This window comes from Burkholderia cepacia complex sp. TUM26381 (assembly GCF_057439935.1).
On the sequence record NZ_CM172006.1, the window covers coordinates 280,766 to 299,608 of the forward strand.

Sequence of the window (18,843 nt, forward strand, 5' to 3'; positions counted from 1 at the left end):
GTCACGCGTCGCCGGCGGGCGGCGCGACGGATGCGCGGCGGGGGATGCCGCGACCGGTGACGACGAGTCTAGCAAGCCGAAATGACGGGACAACGTGCGCGTGAGACGCACTGAAATTCGCTGCGGCCGGCAATCGCGGCGGCCCAGCCGCCCGGCGGCGCCCGGCGCCCGCTATTGCCCGTACGTGACCGCGAGTTGCGCGGTGCCGATCGCGAGCGTGCCGATCTCGTGTTCGAACATCGGCGCGGGGCGGCCCTGCGACACGCGCAGGTCGGTGCCTTTCAGCGCGTAGACGGTGATCACGTAGCGGTGCGGCTTGCCGGGTGGCGGGCACGGGCCGCCGTAGCCGTCGATTCCGAAGTCGTTGCGCGCCTCGCTCGCGCCGATGCGCCGCAGGAAGCCGGATGCGCTCGCGTCGGCGGGCAGGCTCGTCACGGTGGCCGGGATGCCCGCGACGGCCCAGTGCCACCAGCCGTGCCCGGGCGCGTCGGGATCGAAGAGCGTGACCGCGTAGCCGCGCGTGCCGGGCGGCGGGTTGTGCCAGGTGAGCTGCGGCGAGCGGTTCGCGCCCTTGCAGTCGCCGCGGTCGAATACGTTCGCGGCACGTACGCGAGCGCCGGGCGTCAGGTCGTCGCTCGTCACGGTGAACGGGCCTTCTGCATGCGCGGGCAGCGCCGCGAAGACGGCGGCGCAGAGGAAAACGAAGCGGAGGAACGGAGACGGGCGACCCGATGGCGCAGGCAGAGTGATCCGGCGATCCACTCGCATATGGCGCTTCTCCCGTCACGTGGGCCGGGCCGATGCTCCCGGCGTGGTTGGCGTTGTGCGTTGCCCGTGCCGCTGATGGCGGCGATGGATCAAGTCTAGCATTAGGGTTCGATGAGCGATGCACGCCGCAACCCGCGATTGCGCTCGGTCATCGCGCGGCCGGGCCGAGGCCCGGCGGACGAAAAAAAAGCCGCCTGCGATGAAGCAGGCGGCTTTTTCAGCCAGGACGCCGGCCTGCGGGCCGGCGCGGCGTCAATCCTTCGGGGACGTCGCGCCGCCGTGCGCCGCCGACCACTCGGCCGGTGCGTGCAGGAATTTCTCGACTTCGTCGAGCGTCTTCGTCTCGAAGTAGCCCGAAGCCTTCGCGACGCGCAGCACGTCCCACCACGTCGCCAGTGCATGCAGGTCGACGTCGATGTCCTTCAGGACCGACACGCTTTCCTTGAAGATGTCGTAGTGGAACAGCACGAAGCAGTGATTCACCGTCGCGCCCGCGGTGCGCAGCGCGTTGACGAAGTTGATCTTGCTGCGGCTGTCGGTCGTCAGGTCTTCCACCAGCAGCACGCGCGAGCCTTCTTCCAGATGGCCTTCGATCTGCGCGTTGCGGCCGAAACCCTTCGGCTTTTTGCGCACGTACTGCATCGGCACCATCATCCGGTCCGCGATCCAGGCCGCGAACGGGATGCCGGCCGTCTCGCCACCCGCCACCGCGTCGATCTGCTCGAAGCCGATGTCGCGCGTGATCGTCGTTTCCGCCATTTCCATCAGCGCCCGGCGCACGCGCGGGTACGAGATCAGCTTGCGGCAGTCGATATAGACGGGGCTTGCCCAGCCGGACGTGAAGATGAACGGTTTTTCGGCGTTGAAGTGCACCGCCTGCACTTCGAGCAGGATTTTGGCGGTCGTATCCGAGATCGACTGACGATCGTAGCCTGTCATGGGCATTCCTTGGGTGTTGAGCGAGGAGCGGGCGCGGGCCCGGTGGCGCAGCAAGGGGAACCTGCCCAGGGGGCGGGGGCGCGATCGGAGGGCCAATCGCATCGCTGCGCGCGTAGCCCGCTATTTTACCCGATTCAGGCCGGTTTTCGGCGGAATTCGCGCAGGTTCGCCATGCCGCTCACCACTGGCGAAACAAACGGGGCGCGACCAACCCGACGCTGATGCCAAGGATGCGGCGCTGCACCAACGGACGTCATTTAGGGGGTGTACACTAGGCGACCCTTAGAAATCGTTCAGTACTTTGTACTTTCCTCTTGCCACCCGCCAAGGTTCGATGGCGTGCCGACCCGGCGCGTCGCGTGCCGTCTCGCAGTCGACCATCCCCTCGATCCAAGCAGACGCGGCCGAAGGTGCTGTGTACTGAGCCGTCAATATTTCGCATGTCTCTCGCAGGTCAATCATGGACGAACAACTGAAGCAGGCCGCACTCGCTTATCACCTGAACCCGAAACCCGGCAAGATTTCGGTCACCCCGACCAAGCCGCTGTCGAACCAGCTCGATCTGTCGCTTGCGTATTCGCCGGGCGTTGCCGCTGCGTGCGAAGCGATCCACGCCGATCCGCTCGACGCGCAGAAGTACACGTCGCGCGGCAACCTCGTCGGCGTCATCACGAACGGCACGGCCGTGCTGGGCCTCGGCAACATCGGCCCGCTTGCCGCGAAGCCGGTGATGGAAGGCAAGGGCTGCCTCTTCAAGAAATTCGCGGGCATCGACGTGTTCGACATCGAACTGTCGGAGTCCGACCCCGACAAGCTGGTCGAGGCGATCGCGATGCTCGAGCCGACGCTCGGCGGCATCAACCTCGAGGACATCAAGGCGCCGGAGTGCTTCTACATCGAGCAGAAGCTGCGCGAGCGCATGAAGATCCCCGTCTTCCACGATGACCAGCACGGCACCGCGATCATCGCGTCGGCCGCGATCCTGAACGGCCTGAAGGTCGTCGGCAAGCAGCTGTCCGAAGTGAAGCTCGTGTGCTCGGGCGCGGGCGCAGCTGCGATCGCGTGTCTGGACCTGCTGGTGAACCTCGGCCTGACGAAGTCGAACATCCTCGTCGCCGATTCGAAGGGCGTGATCTACGAAGGGCGCGGCAACCTCGATCCGTCGAAGCAGCGCTATGCGGCGACCACCGACGCACGCACGCTTGCCGACGCGATCGTCGGCGCGGACGTGTTCCTCGGCTGCTCGAGCGCGGGCGTGCTGAAGCAGGACATGGTCAAGACGATGGGCGACAAGCCGCTGATCCTGGCGCTCGCGAACCCGGAACCGGAAATCCGCCCGGAAGACGCGAAGGCCGTGCGCCCGGACGCGATCGTCGCGACCGGCCGTTCGGACTACCCGAACCAGGTCAACAACGTGCTGTGCTTCCCGTTCATCTTCCGCGGCGCGCTCGACGTCGGCGCGACGACGATCACGGAAGAAATGAAGCTCGCGTGCGTGCGCGCGATCGCCGAACTGGCCCAGGAAACCGACCAGAGCGAAGAAGTCGCGAAGGCGTATGAAGGCCACTCGCTCGAATTCGGGCCGGACTACCTGATTCCGAAGCCGTTCGATCCGCGCCTGATCATCAAGATCGCGCCGGCCGTCGCGCAAGCCGCGATGGATTCGGGCGTCGCCACGCGCCCGATCCAGGACATGGACGCGTACCGCGAGCAGCTCGGCGCGACCGTCTACCGCACCGGCATGGTGATGCGCCCGGTGTTCGCGACCGCGAAGCAGAAGCAGGCCCGCATCGTGTTCGCCGAGGGCGAGGACGAGCGCGTGCTGCGCGCCGCGCAGTTCGTGCTGCAGGAAAAGATCGCGAAGCCGATCATCGTCGGCCGTCCGTCGGTCGTCGACATGCGCCTGCAGAAGATCGGCTCGAAGCTGAAGGCCGGCACCGATTTCGAAATCGTCGATCCGGAAGACGATGCACGCTACCACCGCTACTGGCAGGCGTATCAGGAGATCGGCGCGCGTGACGGCGTGACGCCGGAAGTCGCGAAGGCCGCGATGCGCAAGTTCAACACGCTGATCGGCGCGATGCTCGTGCACCTGGGCGATGCGGACGGGATGATCTGCGGGATGATCGACACGTTCCACAGCCACCTGAAGTTCATCGAGCAGGTGCTGGGCCGCGCGAAGGGCGCCGAGCACTTCGCCGCGATGAACCTGCTGATGCTGCCGGGCCGCAACCTGTTCGTGTGCGACACGTACGTGAACGAACTGCCGAGCGCCGAACAGCTCGCCGACATGACGATCCAGGCTGCGGCCGAGATCGAGCGCTTCGGCATCGCGCCGAAGGCCGCGCTGCTGTCGAACTCGAACTTCGGCAGCGCGCCGTCGGCGTCGTCGCGCCGGATGGCCGAGGCCCGCAAGCTGATCGTCGAACGTGCGCCGAACCTGGAAGTCGACGGTGAAATGCACGGCGACGCGGCGCTGTCGGAAGTGATCCGCAAGCAGGCGTTCCCGGGCACGACGCTGTCGGGCGAAGCGAACCTGCTGATCATGCCGAACGTCGAAGCGGCGAACATCGCGTACAACCTGCTGAAGATGGTCGGCGGCGAAGGCGTGACGGTCGGCCCGTTCCTGCTCGGCGCAGCGAAGCCGGTCCACATCCTGACGCCGGCTGCGACCGTGCGCCGGATCATCAACATGACGGCCGTTGCCGCCGCGAACGTGAACACGAAGTAAGTCCACGCCCGCGTGCGCCGCGCTCAAGGCGCGGCGCAATGAAAAACGCCACGGAACCTGCGTTCCGTGGCGTTTTTTTTCGCACGAATCGTAACGGGCGGCGCGGGCGGGGCGTCCTGGCCGCGAACGCCTCGCCCGCCGCGTACCGTTACGCGACCTGCTGGTGCGACTGGCCGCCCGCCGGGGAACGCCACTTCGCGAGCAGCGTGTCCCACTTCAGGCGTACCGCGCGCAGGTTGTTCTCCTTCACGTGGCCGTAGCCGCGAATGCCGTCCGGCAGCGCCGCGAGCTCGAGCGCGAGCGGGCGGTTGGCCGCGTTCAGCTTGGCCATCACCTCGCCGATCAGCGCTTCGTACTCGCCGATCAGTGCGCGCTCGGTGCGACGCTCCTCGGTGCGGCCGAACGGGTCGAGCCCGGTGCCGCGCAGGAACTTCGCCTTCGCGAGCAGCCGGAACGCCGACATCATCCACGGGCCGTACGCCTTCTTCACGAGATGGCCGTGGGCGTCCGTTTTCGCGAACAGCGGCGGTGCGAGGTGGAATTTCAGCTTCCAGTCGCCTTCGAACTGCGCGGTCAGGCGCGCGAGGAACGCGGGGTCGGACTGCAGCCGCGCGACCTCGTATTCGTCCTTGTACGCCATCAGCTTGAACAGGTTGCGCGCGACCGCTTCGGTCAGTTGCTCCTGCACCGTATCGCCGTCCGCCAGCGCGCGCTCGGCGGCGCGCACCTTGTCGACGAACGCCGCATAGCGCGATGCGTACGCGGCGTTCTGGTACGCAGTGAGGAATTCCACGCGCTTCGCGATCAACGCGTCGACCGCCTTCTTCGTGTGCAGCGCGATTACCGTCGCGCCTTGCGCGGGGCGTGCGTCGCCGGCCGCGGCCTGCTTCACGCTGGCCAGGTCGTACGCGGCGCGGCGGCCCCAGTCGAACGCCGCGCGGTTCTTCTCGACCGACACCGCATTCAGCTCGATCGCGCGTTCGAGCGACGCGAGCGTGAGCGGCAGCCAGCCTTTCTGCCACGCGTAGCCGAGCACGAACGGGTTCGTGTAGATCGCGTCGCCGAGCAGCGCGACCGCGAATCGGTTCGCGTCGATGAAGTCGACGGCAACGCCCGCTGCCGCGCGGATGTCGTTCTCCGCGGACAGACCCGGGAACGCCCAGTTCGGGTTCTTGATGAACTCGGCGGTCGGCGTCTGCGCGCTGTTGACGACCACGCGCGTCGTGTCGTGCCGCATCCGCGACGTGCACTCGTCGCCTGCCGTAACGAGCGCGTCGCAGCCGATCACGAGGTCGGCTTCGCCCATCGCGATCCGCGTCGCATGGATGTCGGTCGGCGCGTGCGAGATCTGCACGTGGCTCATCACCGCGCCGCCTTTCTGCGCGAGGCCGGTGACGTCGAGCACGGTCACGCCCTTGTTTTCCAGGTGCGCGGCCATCCCGAGCAGCGCGCCGATCGTGACGACGCCCGTGCCGCCGACGCCGGTGACGAGCACGCCGTACGCGCGGTCGATGTCCGGCAGCGTCGGTTCCGGCATCGGCGGCAGCGCGTTGCCGTCGACCGACACGGCCTTCGGCTTCTTCAGCTGGCCGCCCTCGACCGTGACGAAGCTCGGGCAGAAGCCCTTCACGCACGAGAAGTCCTTGTTGCAGCTCGACTGGTTGATCTGGCGCTTCGTGCCGAATTCGGTTTCCAGCGGCTCGACCGACAGGCAGTTCGATTGCACCGAGCAGTCGCCGCAGCCTTCGCACACCGCGTCGTTGATCACGACGCGCTTGGCCGGATCCGGATACGTGCCGCGTTTGCGGCGGCGACGCTTCTCGGTTGCGCAGGTCTGGTCGTAGATCAGGATCGTCGTGCCTTCGATCTCGCGCAGCTCGCGCTGCACGTCGTCGAGCTGGTCGCGGTGATGGATCGTCACGCCCGGCGCGAGCAGCGCTTTCTGGCTGTCGTACTTCTCCGGCTCGTCGGTGACGATCACGATCTTCTTCGCGCCTTCGGACGCGAGCTGGTGCGTGATCTGCGGCACCGTCAGCACGCCGTCGACCGGCTGGCCGCCCGTCATCGCGACGGCGTCGTTGTAGAGAATCTTGTAGGTGATGTTCGCCTTCGACGAAATCGCCGCGCGCACGGCCAGCAGGCCCGAGTGGAAGTAGGTGCCGTCGCCGAGGTTCGCGAACACGTGCTTCTCGTCCGTGAACGGCGCCTGGCCGATCCACGGCACGCCTTCGCCGCCCATCTGGCTGAAGGTGCTCGTGCTGCGGTCCATCCACACGGTCATGTAGTGGCAGCCAATGCCGGCGATCGCGCGCGAGCCTTCCGGTACGTTGGTCGACGTGTTGTGCGGGCAGCCCGAGCAGAACCACGGCTTGCGCTCGGTCTGCACGTGCGGCTTCGCGAGCGCCATTTCCTTCGCGTTGATCACCGCGAGCCGCGCGGCGATGCGCGCGCGCACGTCGGACGGCAGCTCGAACTTCTCGAGGCGCGTCGCGATCGCCTTCGCGATGATCGCGGGCGACAGTTCGTAGTGCGCGGGCAGCAGCCAGTTGCCCATCGGCACCGACCATTCGCCGCCGGCACCGTCTTTCTCGTCGAACTTGCCGAACACGCGCGGCCGCTGGCCGTCCGGCCAGTTGTACAGCTCTTCCTTGATCGCGTATTCGAGGATCTGGCGCTTTTCCTCGACGACCAGGATTTCGTCGAGGCCGCGCGCAAATGCCTGCGCGCCCTGCGCTTCGAGCGGCCACACGCAGCCGACCTTGTAGAGCCGGATGCCGATCCGCGCGCAGGTTTCGTCGTCGAGGCCGAGGTCGGTCAGCGCCTGGCGCACGTCGAGGTACGCCTTGCCGCCCGTCATGATCCCGAAGCGCGCGTTCGGCGAATCGATCTCGATCCGGTCGAGCTTGTTCGCGCGCACATAGGCGAGCGCCGCGTACCACTTGTAGTCGAGCAGCCGCGCTTCCTGCACGAGCGGCGGGTCGGGCCAGCGGATGTTCAGCCCGCCTTCCGGCACGATGAAGTCGGTCGGCAGCACGATCTCGGTGCGATGCGGGTCGATGTCGACCGACGCCGACGATTCGACGACGTCCGTCACGCACTTGAGCGCGACCCACAGGCCCGAATAACGGCTCATCGCCCAGCCGTGCAGGCCGAAATCGAGATATTCCTGCACGTTGGACGGGAACAGCACGGGCAGCCCGCAGGCCTTGAAGATGTGTTCGGACTGGTGCGCGAGGGTCGACGATTTCGCCGCGTGGTCGTCGCCGGCGAGCACCAGCACGCCGCCGTGCTGCGACGAGCCGGCCGAGTTCGCGTGCTTGAAGACGTCGCCGGTGCGGTCGACGCCCGGGCCCTTGCCGTACCACATGCCGAACACGCCGTCGTGCTTCGCGCCGGGATACAGGTTCACCTGCTGCGAGCCCCACACGGCGGTGGCGGCGAGATCTTCGTTGAGACCGGGCTGGAAGACGATCTGGTGGGCGGCCAGGTGCTGCTTGGCCTTCCAGAGCGACAGATCGAGGCCGCCGAGCGGCGAGCCGCGGTAGCCGGAGATGAAACCGGCCGTATTGAGACCGGCGGCGCGGTCGCGTTCCTGCTGGAGCATCGGCAGGCGCACGAGGGCCTGGATGCCGCTCATGTACGCGCGACCGCGTTCCAGTGTGTATTTGTCATCTAGCGTGACGGACTTCAGCGCGGCTTCTAGCGACGCGCGTTGGCCTGCGTCTAGCGGGGCATTCATTAACTGTCTCCTCCACCCAGTTTGGGATCACCAAAACTCGACTGCTTCGGGCGTCTTGTGGACGCGTCGGCAGTGGCCGGCATATTCGCCGGTTTTAAGCGATGGTAGCACTGGGGCAAACCCGCCGCCCATCGGTTGGAATCCGGGTCAAATTGCGGCGGCGCACCAGAAAACAGGGCGTGATGATGCGTTACATCATGTAAAAGCATGTAAAGCCGCGTCCATCTGCGGGCAATTGCCGTTAATCTTGTCGGCCTGCCGGAGGTGCCCGGTCGCGTTGGTTCGTTTCGACGCAATCGGGGAGGCGCCGGCAGTTTTACAGGAGGTGCAATGAACACACGTCATATCCAGAGTTTTCTGATCGTGTCCGCCGCGTTTTTCGCGATGACCGGCCCGGTGCGCGCGCAAGGTGCGAGCGCACTGGCGGCAGCCGGCGCGCAGATGCGTCAGATCGTGCCGGCCCAGGACGCCGTCGCGCAGCCGTCGGCCGTGCGGCCCGCCGCGTCGAAGGCGAACGCGCGTTGATCCGGTCGCGCGGCCAGCAGGCCGCGCCGGAATGAAAAAAGGGCGGGAATCCTCGGATTCCCGCCCTTTTTCGTTGTACCGCACGGATGATGCGGCCGGCCCGGTTGCCCGCGGCGGCCGCTGGCCGGATGCGTCAGGCCTTGTCCTGCACGACGCCGCGGCGGATCTGGTCGAGTTCGATCGATTCGAACAGTGCCTTGAAGTTGCCTTCGCCGAAGCCCTGGTTGCCCTTGCGCTGGATGATCTCGAAGAAGATCGGCCCGATCTGGTTCTCGGTGAAGATCTGCAGCAGCAGGTCGTCCTGCGCGCCGTCGATCAGAATCTTGCGCTTCTTCAGCTCGTCCAGCGATTCGCCGTGGTTCGGCACGCGGCGGTCGACCAGCTCGTAATACGTGTCGATCGTGTCGAGCAGCTTCACTTCCTTGCCGCGCAGGCCGTCGACCGCCCGGTAGATGTCGCTCGCGCCGAGCGCGATGTGCTGGATGCCTTCGCCGTGATACGCGTCGAGGTATTCCTGGATCTGGCCGGCCGTTTCCGAGCCTTCCTCGTTGATCGGGATGCGGATCTTGCCGCACGGCGACGTCATCGCCTTCGACTTCACGCCCGTCACCTTGCCTTCGATGTCGAAGTAGCGCACTTCGCGGAAGTTGAACAGGCGTTCGTAGAACTCGGCCCATTCCTGCATGCGGCCGCGATGCACGTTGTGCGTCAGGTGGTCGATGTACGTCAGGCCGTGGCCGACCGGGTTCGGGTTCGCGCCGGCGATCGGCTCGAAGTCGACGTCATAGATGCTGATGTCGCCGATCGCGCCCGGCTGCGCGCCGTTCTTGCCGCGCCAGCGGTCGACGAAATAGATCAGCGAATCGCCGATGCCCTTGATTGCCGGGATGTTCAGCTCCATCGGGCCCGTCTTGTTGTCGAAGCCCCACGCGCCGAGGTCGAGCGCGCGCCGGTACGCCTTCGCGGCATCCTGCACGCGGAACGCGATCGCGCAGATCGACGGGCCATGCAGGCGCGCGAAGCGTTGCGCGAACGAATCGGGTTCGGCGTTGATGATGAAGTTGATGTCGCCCTGGCGGTACACCGTCACGTCCTTGTGGCGGTGACGTGCGATCGCGGTGAAACCCATCCGTTCGAACAGTTGTCCGAGCGCTTTCGGGTCCGGTGCCGTGTATTCGATGAATTCGAAGCCGTCGGTGCCGACGGGGTTGTCCCAGTTGGGGATCTGCATGTCGTGTCTCCTGTGCGGGGCGATCGGCCGGGGCGACGTGCGCCTGCCCGACCTGGTTCGATGTCGACGGCCGCGCGTGCGCAGCGAGTCGATACATGCGACAGAGTGTAGCGGGCGGCCGCGAGCGGAAATTTGCGAATTTAATCGCCAGCCCCTACGATGGCGCAATTTCCAGTCTTGAAATAATTATTGGAGGGCAGAAGATGGCGCAAGCCGAATTGGATGCCATCGACCGGCGAATTCTCGCGATTCTTCAGGAGAACGGGCGCCTGTCGAACCAGGAGATCGCCGAGCGCGTGAACCTGTCGCCGAGCCCGTGCCTGCGGCGGATCCGGCGGCTCGAGGAGATCGGCGTGATCACCGGCTATGTCGCGCTGCTGAACCCGCAGAAACTCGGGCTCGACCTGCTCGCGTACGTGAGCGTGCGGCTCGAAAAGCGCGGCGGCCTCGCGCCGGTGCGGGTCGACGAGACGTCGGCGCGCGCGGGCGCGACCCATGCAGAGCTGTTCCGCGCGGCCGTGCAGACCTGGCCGGAAGTGGTCGCGTGTCACGCGATGACGGGGGACATGGATTACCTGCTGCGCGTGCAGGTCGAGGACATGGCGCATTTCTCCCGCTTCGTGCAGGAGCACCTGCTGCATCACCCGTCGGTGATCGACGTGAAGACGAGCTTCTCGCTGGAATGCTTCAAGGAGACGACGGCGCTGCCGATTCGCTCGGTGCGCTAGCGTGGAGGGGAAGGCAGGGGCCGGGCGCGCCACTGGCGCGGCCCGGCTGGCCGATGTTACACCGTCAGCGCGGCAGGCATCAGCGATTCGATGAACTTCGTCGTGCGGCGCGTCTGGCGCTTCATCGCGTAGTCGAACACCGCGGCCTGTTCCTGCAACATCTCGGCGATGATCGTCGAGTGGTCGGCCGGTGGCAGCGACAGGTACGCATCGGCTTCGCCGTACGCGTACTCGATCCGCATCCCGGATTTCTTCGCGATGTGCATCATCGTCGCGTTGCGCGACAGGCAATGCATGTACAGCATCGTCACGCGCGTGTTGCGGCTGCGGATCGCTGCGCGCTCGAACAGCTTCGAGCCGACGCCGCGGCCGCGCGCGCTTTCGAGCACCGACACGCCGAATTCGGCCGTACGCTTGTCGCCCTCGGCCGGCAGGTAGGCCAGGTGGCCGACGCCGATCAGTTCGAGGTCGTGGTCGAACACGCCGAACACGGTGTCGCGACCGAAGTCGATCGTGCGGACGTAGTTCTCGACCACGTGGTCAGGCACCATCTGGCCGAAGCGCAGCAGGCGGTCCTCTTCGTCGAGCGAGAGAAAGTGGGTGAGCATCTGCTCACGGTCTTTGGAAGCCAGTTCCCTGACGAGAACCGGCGCACTACCGGCGTTGCCGACGACATCGGCAGTGCCGTTGAATTGCGTGTTCATCGTGGGTTCCTCAATGTGTGACCGTACAGCGGGTTGTGCAATGCAACAGCATTTTACCCGACTGCGGCCCCTCGGATTGGGGAAAACCCGTATCTCGCGTTGAGGGTGAATTCTAAATCTGCTTAATTATAAGACTATCTATTTGATTTTTAACAGATTTAAAATTCATCATATGAAATGCGCGGCGGGCGGTCGCAGTGTGCCCGTCGCGCAACGCATGCTGCTGCGCGGCAATCAGGCTGCCGTCGACAGCCCGCGCTCGATCAGGTCGATCACCTGCTCGGCGAAGTCGCGGTAGCCGAGACGGCCGCCCGGCTTCAGCCACGTGAAGGTCCAGTTGATCATCCCGAACACCATCATCGTCACCGATGTCTGGTTTTCCTTCGAGATGCGGTCCGGGTACGCGCGGGCGAGCTGCCGCGTGAACGCCGCGACGATGTCGCGCTGGCGGTCGAGCACGATTTCGCGCTGAGCATCCTCGAGATACTTCACGTCGTTGAGCAGCGCGACATGACGGCTGTGCGACGTCTCGTACTCGGCGAGGAACGCGCGCACGAGCTCGGCGAACGCGTCGCGCTCGCTGAGGCCGCGCCGCTGGCTCGCGCCTTCGACCTCGGCGATGATCAGCATCAGCCGTTTCGTGTAGCGGTCGAGCAGGTCGAACAGGATCGCTTCCTTGCTCTCGTAGTAGTGATAGAGGCGTGCCTTCGACGTGCCGCTCGCGGTCGCGAGATCGGACATCGACGTGCTCGGGTAGCTCGTCTGCGCGAATTTCTCGGCGGCCAGATCGAGGATCTGTTCGCGTTGGGATTCGTGATCGGGCGCTCGGGTACGGGCCATGGTCGAATGCGGAAGATTAGCGGTGCGTGGTGGCCGCGCGGGCCGCGCGCACCTGCGTGGAGGAAAGGGCGTCGGGGGTGTCGTCCTGCAGCTCGAGCCGGCCGGCGGCCGCGAGTTCGCGGCAGCGCCACCAGGCGATCGAATCGCTGACGAACAGCCCGCCGCGATCGGCGGCGGCCATGATGCTGCCGACGAGGCGCCGCGCGGGCAGCCAGTCGGTTTCCGCGCGCGCGACGATCAGCGCGTCGAGATCGGCGAAATGGCCGCTCTTGATCGTGTTGCTGACCCAATAACGCAATTCGGCGTTCAGGTGTTTCGCCTCCTGCCATTCGAGCGCGAGGCGGCCGATGCGCAGTACCGAGATCGGCGCGGCCACCGGCCGCTTGCGCGCCAGTTCCGCGGGCGAGAACATCCCGGTCGAGCAGGCCTGGTCGGTGCGCGACAGCGACGCGCGCTGCGCGGTGTCGAGGTCGGCGGCCGACAGCCGCACCTCGTTCAGGCGCTGCGGCACGTTGCGCAGGTGATAGGCGACGCGGCGCAGCAGCAGCTTGTCGCCGACGCTCGGCGCGTGCCACACGACCACCTGGCCCGTATCCATCGCGAGCTGGTCGAGACGCGCGAACTCGCCTTCTATTTCCGCGTTCCAGTCGGGGATCTGGTCGCCGAGCACGTGCTGCCAGAAGGCGGCGCGCGTATCGGGCGTCTCGTCGGCGCCCTTGAGCGGCCCGACGCCGAGATCGTCGAGCAATCCGACGACGTGCTCGTCGCGTCCGGCTTGCGCAAGGGCTTCGCGCAGCGACGCGGCGGCGGTGCCGCCCTGAATCACATGAATGGTACTCATCGGCCTGTCGTCAACAAAAGAAAACCGCCGGCCGGGCGGACGTTGCGACGTCCAGCCGGCCGGCGGCCCCTAGTGTAAGCGAGATGTGTGACGGCGAGAAACCGTCCGGCGCCGCGACGCGATGCCGCTCAACGCTCGTCGTAGCTCACGACGACCTTGTCGCTGATCGGGTGGCACTGGCACGTGAGCACGAAACCGTCCTTCACTTCGTGCTCCTCGAGCGTGTAGTTCTTCTCCATCCGCACTTCGCCTTCGATCACCTTCGCGCGGCACGTGCAGCACACGCCGCCCTTGCACGCGTACGGCAGCGCGAGGCCCGCGCGCAGGCCGACATCGAGCAGGCTCACGCCTTCATACGGCAGGCGCAGCTTGCGCTTCTTGCCGTCGAGCACGATTTCGAGGTCCGCGGCCGGTGTCTGGTCGGTGATTTCGACGACCGGCGTGCCGGCTTGCGGCAGCGGCGTGCCGAAACGCTCGACATGCACCTTCGCCGGCGGCACGCCGGCTGCCTTCAGTGCGGCTTCGGCCGCGTCCATCATCGGCGCCGGGCCGCAGATGAACGCTTCGTCGATCGCGTCGGCCGGCGTCAGCGTGTCGAGGAATTCCGCGCATTTCGCCTGGTCGAGCACGCCGTTGAACAACTCGACGTCCTGCAGGTCGTCCGACAGCACGTGATACAGGACGAAGCGGTTCATGTAGCGGTTCTTCAGGTCCTCGAGCTCCTCCGCGAACATGATCGCGTCGACGCTGCGGTTCCCGTAGATCAGCGTGAACGTGCTGCGCGGCTCGAGCTCGAGCGTCGTCTTCACGATCGCGAGCACCGGCGTGATCCCCGAGCCGCCCGAAAACGCGACGTACTGCTTGCCGTGGTCGGCGTTCAGGTGCGTGAAGAAGCGGCCGTCCGGCGTCATCACGTCGATCGTGTGGCCGGGCTTCAGCGAGTCGAACGCGAAGTTCGAGAAGCGGCCGCCGCGCACGCGCTTGATGCCGATGCGCAGTTCGCCGTCACGGTCGTAGTCCGTCGTGCCGACGCAGATCGAATACGAGCGGCGCGTTTCCTCGCCGTCGATATGGGTCTTCAGCGTGACGAACTGGCCTTGCGTGAAGCGGTACGCGTCGCGCAGCTCGGGCGGCACGTCGAAGGAGACGGTAACGGCGTCGGCGGTCTCGGGTCGCACGTCGCGGATACGCAGCGGGTGAAATTGCGGGGTCGCCATGGTCAATAAGGTTTGAAGTAGTCGAAGGGTTCGCGGCAGTCGACGCAGCGATACAGTGCCTTGCAGGCCGTGGACGCGAATTGCGCGAGACGCTCGGTGCGGGCGGAGCCGCAGCGTGGGCAGGTGGGCGCCGCGACCGGCCGCGGCACGAAACGCACGACGTTTTCCCGCGGCGCGGCGCTGCCGCACTGGCCGACCGGCGGCGCGATACCGTACGCACGCAACTTGTCGCGCGCTTCCTGCGTGATCCAGTCGGTCGTCCACGCGGGCGCGAGCACCGTTTCGATCCGGTGCGGCGGCAGGTCGGCGGCCTGCAGCGCGGCGGCGATGTCCTCCGCGATCTGCGACATGGCCGGGCAGCCTGAGTAGGTCGGCGTGATGACGACTTCGAGCTGGCCGTCGTCCGCGCGGCGGACATCGCGCAGGATGCCGAGCTCGCGGATCGACACGACCGGGATCTCCGGATCGGGCACGGCTTCCAGCACGTCCCACGCGCGGGCGAGCAGCGGATCGTCGTGGCGCACCGCGGATTCGGCGTGGGCAGGGGCAGCGGTCTGGACGGACATCGTCGGGCTCCGTGGCGTGGGCCGGTTACCAGGTCGCGCCGGGATGCTGGCGCGCGAGGCTCTGCATTTCCGCAAGCAGGTAGCCCATGTGCTCCGAGTGCTCGCCCTGCTTGCCGGTCGTCACGTGCTTCACGGGTGCCGGCGGCGTGAGCGTCGCCTCGGCGAGCGCATCGTCCACGTCCGCGCGCCACGCGGCTTCGAGCGCGGCCGGCGCCGGGCCGATGCCCGGCGCGGCGATCGCGTCGTCGATCGCATCGGCCGCGAAGAATTCGCGCGTGTACGGCATCAGGTAGTCGAGCGCGTCCTGCGCACGGCGGTGCGATGCGTCGGTGCCATCGCCGAGGCGCACGAGCCATTCGCGAGCGTGCTGCACGTGATAGCGGGTTTCCTTCACCGACTTCGCGGCGATCGCGGCGAGCTGCGTGTCGGTCGACGTTTCCAGCGCGCTCCACACGTGCAGCATCAGCGCTGCGTACAGGAAGTTGCGCACGATCGTGACCGCGTAGTCCTTGTCGGCGTGCGCGGTGCCGGCGACCGGGCCGTAGTGCGGCAGCTCGGCAAGCGTGAAGTTCGCGAATTCGCGCTCGGTACGGAAGTACGCGTAGTCGTCCTCGGTCTTCGTCGCGCCGTTGAGCTGGCGCTCGAGGTCGGCCGCGTGCGTGTACAGCATGCGCGCCTGGCCGATGAGGTCGAGGCTCATGTTGGTGAGCGCGATGTCTTCCTCGAGGATCGGGCCGTGGCCGCACCATTCGGCGTTGCGCTGACCGAGGATCAGCGCGTTGTCCGCGAGGCGCAGCACGTAGGAGAGGTGTTCGGGCGTGATCGTCATGGCGCGGGCATTACATGTGGTTGACTTCGTCGGGCAGCGTGTAGAACGTCGGGTGACGGTAGATCTTGTCGCCCGCCGGTTCGAACAGTTCGGCCTTCTCGTTCGGGTCCGACGCGGTGATCGCCGACGACGGCACCACCCAGATGCTCACGCCTTCCTGGCGGCGCGTGTAGACGTCGCGCGCCATGCGCAGCGCCATCGTCGCGTCGGCGGCGTGCAGGCTGCCGCAATGCTTGTGGTCGAGGCCCTGCTTGCTGCGCACGAACACTTCCCAGATCGGCCATTCCTTGTTCATCGCTTTCTCCTGATTCCTGAATTCGAGTCTTGCCGCTCAGGCGGCGTGCTGTTCGGCGCGGGCCTGGCGCTTCGCTTCGTGCGCGAGCGCGGCTTCGCGCACCCATGCGCCGTCGTCGTGCGCTTTCACGCGGGTCGCGAGGCGTTCCTTGTTGCACGGGCCGTCGCCGTTGACCACGCGCCAGAATTCGTCCCAGTCGATCGTGCCGTAGTCGTGATGGCCGCGCGCTTCGTTCCATTTCAGGTCGGGGTCGGGCAGCGTCACGCCGAGCACCTTCGCCTGGTCGACCGTCGCGTCGACGAATTTCTGGCGCAGGTCGTCGTTCGAGATCCGCTTGATGCCCCATTTCGCGGACTGGCTGCTGTGGACCGAATCGGCGTCGCTCGGGCCGAACATCATCAGCACCGGCCACCACCAGCGGTCCACGGCCTGCTGGACCATCGCGCGCTGCGCATCGCTGCCTTTCATCATCGACAGCAGCGCGTCGAAACCCTGGCGCTGGTGGAACGACTCTTCCTTGCACACGCGGATCATCGCGCGTGCGTACGGGCCGTACGTGCAGCGGCACAGCGGAATCTGGTTCATGATCGCGGCGCCGTCGACGAGCCAGCCGATCACGCCGACGTCGGCCCAGGTCGGCGTCGGGTAGTTGAAGATGCTCGAGTATTTCGCCTTGCCGGCATGCAGCGCGTCGATCAGCGAATCGCGCGACACGCCGAGCGTTTCGGCTGCGCTGTACAGATAGAGGCCGTGGCCGGCTTCGTCCTGGACCTTCGCGAGCAGGATCGCCTTGCGCTTCAGGCTCGGCGCGCGCGAGATCCAGTTGCCTTCCGGCAGCATGCCGACGATTTCCGAATGGGCGTGCTGCGAGATCTGGCGCACCAGCGTCTTGCGGTACGCGTCGGGCATCCAGTCCTGCGGTTCGATCTTGCCGTCGGCCGCCATCACCGCGTCGAACCGCGCCTGCTCGGGCGACTCGGCTGCGGCGTCGAGCGGCGCGACGTTGCCGGGGATGTCGAGGGATTGCGTGTACATGGCGAGGTTCTCGTCCGGTTGAATGTGTGCGAAGTATAAACCAACCGACCGGTCGGTTAATAAATTTCTTGCGGATTTGCAGTGAGGCTCGGGTAAACGAGAGATGTCGGGGCGCGATCGAGCGGGGCCAGCGTGGTCCCGCACGTGAGTCTCGCGTCTTCTGCGGCACAATGCCCGCTTTCCGATGAGGATTTTGCCGATGTCATTCCGAAGCAGTTTCGCCGCGGCCGTGCTGGGTGCGGTCGTTTTCGTGTCGCCGCTTGCTGCGTCGGCCGCGCCGGCCGGATGGGTTGCCGCGTGGGCAACGGCGCTGCAGCCGATTCCCGACCTTGCTGCGCCGCCGCCGCTTTACCGCGCACCTGACGTGGCCGGGCGGACGGTGCGCCAGATCGTCTATCCGACGGTGTCGGGCCGCGCCGCGCGGATTCGCGTCAGCAATGCATACGGCCGCGCGCCGCTGGTCGTCGAGGCGGCGAGCCTCGCGCGCGCCGGTGAGGGTGCGGCGCTCGCCGGCGGCGCGGCCGTGCCGGTCCGGTTCGGCGGCAAGTCGTCGGTGACGCTCGCGGCAGGGCAGGAGCTCGAAAGCGATCCGGTGGCCATCGACGTGACGTCCGCGCAGCCGTATGCGATCAGCCTCCAGATGGGGCCGAACCAGCGGATGACGGTCTGGCACCGCGTGTCGAACCAGTTCAACTACGTGTCGGCGCCGGGCGATCACGTGAGCGATCCGGGGCCGGCTGCGTTCCGTACCCGTTTTACCCAATATGCCTGGGTGACCGAGCTGGCGGTCGAGGCGGGCCCCGCGCGCGCCAGTGTCGCCGCGATCGGCGATTCGATCACCGACGGCCTGCGCTCCAGCGTGAACCGGAACCGCCGCTGGCCTGACGCGCTCGCGCGCCGGCTGGCGACGTCGGGCGCCGGTTCGATCGGCGTCGTGAATCTGGGTATCAGCGGGAACCGGCTGCTCAGCGATTCCGCGTGCTACGGCACGTCGCTGGCGTCGCGGTTCGAGCGCGATGCGCTGTCGCGTGCGGGCGTGAAGGCGGCGGTCGTGCTGATCGGGATCAACGACATCAACTTCGCGGCGATGCCGCCGCGCGCGGGGCTCGATTGCGACCACCCGCATACGCAAGTCACGGCTGCGTCGCTGATCGACGGCTATCGCCGGTTGATCGAGGCGGCGCACCGCCAGGGCGTGAAGGTCTTCGGTGCGACGCTCACGCCGGCTGCGTTGCCGGCCGGCCGCGAGGCGATCCGGCTCGAGGTGAACCGGTGGATCCGGAGCGGTGGCGGGTTCGATGGTGTGGTCGACTTCGATGCGATGCTGCGCGATCCGGCTCGCCCGAGCGTGCTGCAGCGCCGATACGATAGCGGCGACGGCATTCACCCGAGCGACGCCGGCTACGCGGCGATGGCCGACGCGGTGCCGGTCGAGCAACTGCAGGCTGCCGTGGGCGGCAAGTGACACGCCTCTATATATAGAGGGAAGTGTTGCCGGCGGCGAGGAGGTCAGTGGCGTCACGCGGCCCGCCGAGCCCCAAGCCCCCGTGCGCGGCAGCGCACGGGGGCTTTTTCAAATTTCTTCACAAAGGGGCTTGCGTAGATCGGGGCAGATGCTTAGAATCACGCCTCTTTCGCGCTAACGGAAACGCGGCGCGGGAGGGAAGGGAAGCGGTGCTGTTGAGGTCCGGTGGTAGCGGCCTCGGCGGTGCAGGAAGTTGAGCCCCGCAGTCGCAACGATGTAGTAAAAGAGTTGTTGACGAGCTGCGAAACACGGTTCATAATCTCGCTTCTCTGCTGCTGAAAACGCAGCGCTGCCGGGAAACACGAAGTTCCTCGCAGAAATGCTCTTTAA

General features: G+C 66.5%; 16 protein-coding genes. 4 read left to right on the forward strand and 12 right to left on the reverse strand.

Annotation, left to right across the window (positions count from 1 at the left end):
* Positions 1 to 171 precede the first annotated feature (171 nt).
* Positions 172 to 768, reverse strand: coding sequence for a YbhB/YbcL family Raf kinase inhibitor-like protein (locus ACWMMN_RS01315; RefSeq protein WP_256085469.1), 597 nt, complete (start codon positions 766 to 768; stop codon positions 172 to 174).
* A gap of 252 nt (positions 769 to 1,020) precedes the next feature.
* Entirely contained in the window at positions 1,021 to 1,707 is a 687-nt protein-coding gene (locus ACWMMN_RS01320; RefSeq protein WP_059232636.1) for an orotate phosphoribosyltransferase, read from the reverse strand.
* A 460-nt stretch (positions 1,708 to 2,167) separates the two neighbouring features.
* Here ACWMMN_RS01320 and ACWMMN_RS01325 point away from each other — a divergent pair, with 460 nt between their 5' ends.
* Positions 2,168 to 4,438: an NADP-dependent malic enzyme gene (locus ACWMMN_RS01325; RefSeq protein ID WP_059232635.1), complete on the forward strand. Its 2,271-nt coding sequence runs from the start codon at positions 2,168 to 2,170 to the stop codon at positions 4,436 to 4,438.
* A gap of 148 nt (positions 4,439 to 4,586) precedes the next feature.
* Here ACWMMN_RS01325 and ACWMMN_RS01330 read toward each other — a convergent pair whose 3' ends face one another.
* Positions 4,587 to 8,177: an indolepyruvate ferredoxin oxidoreductase family protein gene (locus ACWMMN_RS01330; protein WP_486422919.1), complete on the reverse strand. Its 3,591-nt coding sequence runs from the start codon at positions 8,175 to 8,177 to the stop codon at positions 4,587 to 4,589.
* Between the two features lie 330 nt (positions 8,178 to 8,507).
* Between ACWMMN_RS01330 and ACWMMN_RS01335 the strand changes: the two genes are divergently transcribed.
* A complete protein-coding gene (locus ACWMMN_RS01335) occupies positions 8,508 to 8,702 on the forward strand; it encodes a hypothetical protein (protein WP_256085471.1) in 195 nt (64 codons plus the stop codon).
* Positions 8,703 to 8,835: 133 nt separating this feature from the next.
* On the opposite strand, the gene hppD is transcribed toward ACWMMN_RS01335, so the two are convergent.
* Complete coding sequence (gene hppD, locus ACWMMN_RS01340) at positions 8,836 to 9,933, reverse strand: 4-hydroxyphenylpyruvate dioxygenase (protein ID WP_059232632.1); 1,098 nt, start codon at positions 9,931 to 9,933, stop codon at positions 8,836 to 8,838.
* Positions 9,934 to 10,136: 203 nt separating this feature from the next.
* Here hppD and ACWMMN_RS01345 point away from each other — a divergent pair, with 203 nt between their 5' ends.
* Entirely contained in the window at positions 10,137 to 10,661 is a 525-nt protein-coding gene (locus ACWMMN_RS01345; protein WP_059528294.1) for an Lrp/AsnC family transcriptional regulator, read from the forward strand.
* 56 nt (positions 10,662 to 10,717) lie between these two features.
* On the opposite strand, the gene ACWMMN_RS01350 is transcribed toward ACWMMN_RS01345, so the two are convergent.
* The 8 genes from ACWMMN_RS01350 to paaA form a co-directional block, all read right to left on the reverse strand.
* On the reverse strand, positions 10,718 to 11,365 hold the full coding sequence (locus ACWMMN_RS01350) for a GNAT family N-acetyltransferase (RefSeq protein ID WP_486422920.1): 648 nt from the start codon (positions 11,363 to 11,365) through the stop codon (positions 10,718 to 10,720).
* Between the two features lie 234 nt (positions 11,366 to 11,599).
* A complete protein-coding gene (locus tag ACWMMN_RS01355; RefSeq protein WP_006482923.1) occupies positions 11,600 to 12,205 on the reverse strand; it encodes a TetR/AcrR family transcriptional regulator in 606 nt (201 codons plus the stop codon).
* A gap of 16 nt (positions 12,206 to 12,221) precedes the next feature.
* Positions 12,222 to 13,046: a DUF1835 domain-containing protein gene (locus tag ACWMMN_RS01360; protein ID WP_059232629.1), complete on the reverse strand. Its 825-nt coding sequence runs from the start codon at positions 13,044 to 13,046 to the stop codon at positions 12,222 to 12,224.
* A gap of 128 nt (positions 13,047 to 13,174) precedes the next feature.
* A complete protein-coding gene (gene paaE / locus ACWMMN_RS01365) occupies positions 13,175 to 14,263 on the reverse strand; it encodes a 1,2-phenylacetyl-CoA epoxidase subunit PaaE (protein ID WP_059232628.1) in 1,089 nt (362 codons plus the stop codon).
* A 2-nt stretch (positions 14,264 to 14,265) separates the two neighbouring features.
* Positions 14,266 to 14,829: a 1,2-phenylacetyl-CoA epoxidase subunit PaaD gene (gene paaD, locus ACWMMN_RS01370; RefSeq protein WP_174994513.1), complete on the reverse strand. Its 564-nt coding sequence runs from the start codon at positions 14,827 to 14,829 to the stop codon at positions 14,266 to 14,268.
* Between the two features lie 25 nt (positions 14,830 to 14,854).
* Positions 14,855 to 15,658, reverse strand: coding sequence for a 1,2-phenylacetyl-CoA epoxidase subunit PaaC (gene paaC, locus ACWMMN_RS01375; protein ID WP_059232626.1), 804 nt, complete (start codon positions 15,656 to 15,658; stop codon positions 14,855 to 14,857).
* 10 nt (positions 15,659 to 15,668) lie between these two features.
* Positions 15,669 to 15,953, reverse strand: a complete 285-nt coding sequence (gene paaB, locus ACWMMN_RS01380; protein ID WP_034188015.1) for a 1,2-phenylacetyl-CoA epoxidase subunit PaaB — start codon at positions 15,951 to 15,953, stop codon at positions 15,669 to 15,671.
* 36 nt (positions 15,954 to 15,989) lie between these two features.
* Positions 15,990 to 16,988 (reverse strand): 1,2-phenylacetyl-CoA epoxidase subunit PaaA, encoded by a 999-nt coding sequence (gene paaA, locus ACWMMN_RS01385; RefSeq protein WP_059232625.1) that lies wholly within the window; start codon positions 16,986 to 16,988, stop codon positions 15,990 to 15,992.
* Between the two features lie 199 nt (positions 16,989 to 17,187).
* Here paaA and ACWMMN_RS01390 point away from each other — a divergent pair, with 199 nt between their 5' ends.
* Entirely contained in the window at positions 17,188 to 18,453 is a 1,266-nt protein-coding gene (locus tag ACWMMN_RS01390; protein WP_486422921.1) for an SGNH/GDSL hydrolase family protein, read from the forward strand.
* Positions 18,454 to 18,843: the final 390 nt, after the last annotated feature.

Coding starts and splice junctions, on each gene's coding strand:
- ACWMMN_RS01330 (WP_486422919.1), bottom strand. CDS start 8,177: ATGAATGCCCCGCTAGACGCAGGCCAACGCGCGTCGCTAGAAGCCGCG.
- hppD (WP_059232632.1), bottom strand. CDS start 9,933: ATGCAGATCCCCAACTGGGACAACCCCGTCGGCACCGACGGCTTCGAA.
- ACWMMN_RS01315 (WP_256085469.1), bottom strand. CDS start 768: ATGCGAGTGGATCGCCGGATCACTCTGCCTGCGCCATCGGGTCGCCCG.
- ACWMMN_RS01345 (WP_059528294.1), top strand. CDS start 10,137: ATGGCGCAAGCCGAATTGGATGCCATCGACCGGCGAATTCTCGCGATT.
- ACWMMN_RS01335 (WP_256085471.1), top strand. CDS start 8,508: ATGAACACACGTCATATCCAGAGTTTTCTGATCGTGTCCGCCGCGTTT.
- ACWMMN_RS01360 (WP_059232629.1), bottom strand. CDS start 13,046: ATGAGTACCATTCATGTGATTCAGGGCGGCACCGCCGCCGCGTCGCTG.
- paaE (WP_059232628.1), bottom strand. CDS start 14,263: ATGGCGACCCCGCAATTTCACCCGCTGCGTATCCGCGACGTGCGACCC.
- paaB (WP_034188015.1), bottom strand. CDS start 15,953: ATGAACAAGGAATGGCCGATCTGGGAAGTGTTCGTGCGCAGCAAGCAG.
- ACWMMN_RS01350 (WP_486422920.1), bottom strand. CDS start 11,365: ATGAACACGCAATTCAACGGCACTGCCGATGTCGTCGGCAACGCCGGT.
- paaD (WP_174994513.1), bottom strand. CDS start 14,829: ATGTCCGTCCAGACCGCTGCCCCTGCCCACGCCGAATCCGCGGTGCGC.
- paaC (WP_059232626.1), bottom strand. CDS start 15,658: ATGACGATCACGCCCGAACACCTCTCCTACGTGCTGCGCCTCGCGGAC.
- paaA (WP_059232625.1), bottom strand. CDS start 16,988: ATGTACACGCAATCCCTCGACATCCCCGGCAACGTCGCGCCGCTCGAC.
- ACWMMN_RS01355 (WP_006482923.1), bottom strand. CDS start 12,205: ATGGCCCGTACCCGAGCGCCCGATCACGAATCCCAACGCGAACAGATC.
- ACWMMN_RS01325 (WP_059232635.1), top strand. CDS start 2,168: ATGGACGAACAACTGAAGCAGGCCGCACTCGCTTATCACCTGAACCCG.
- ACWMMN_RS01390 (WP_486422921.1), top strand. CDS start 17,188: ATGTCATTCCGAAGCAGTTTCGCCGCGGCCGTGCTGGGTGCGGTCGTT.
- ACWMMN_RS01320 (WP_059232636.1), bottom strand. CDS start 1,707: ATGACAGGCTACGATCGTCAGTCGATCTCGGATACGACCGCCAAAATC.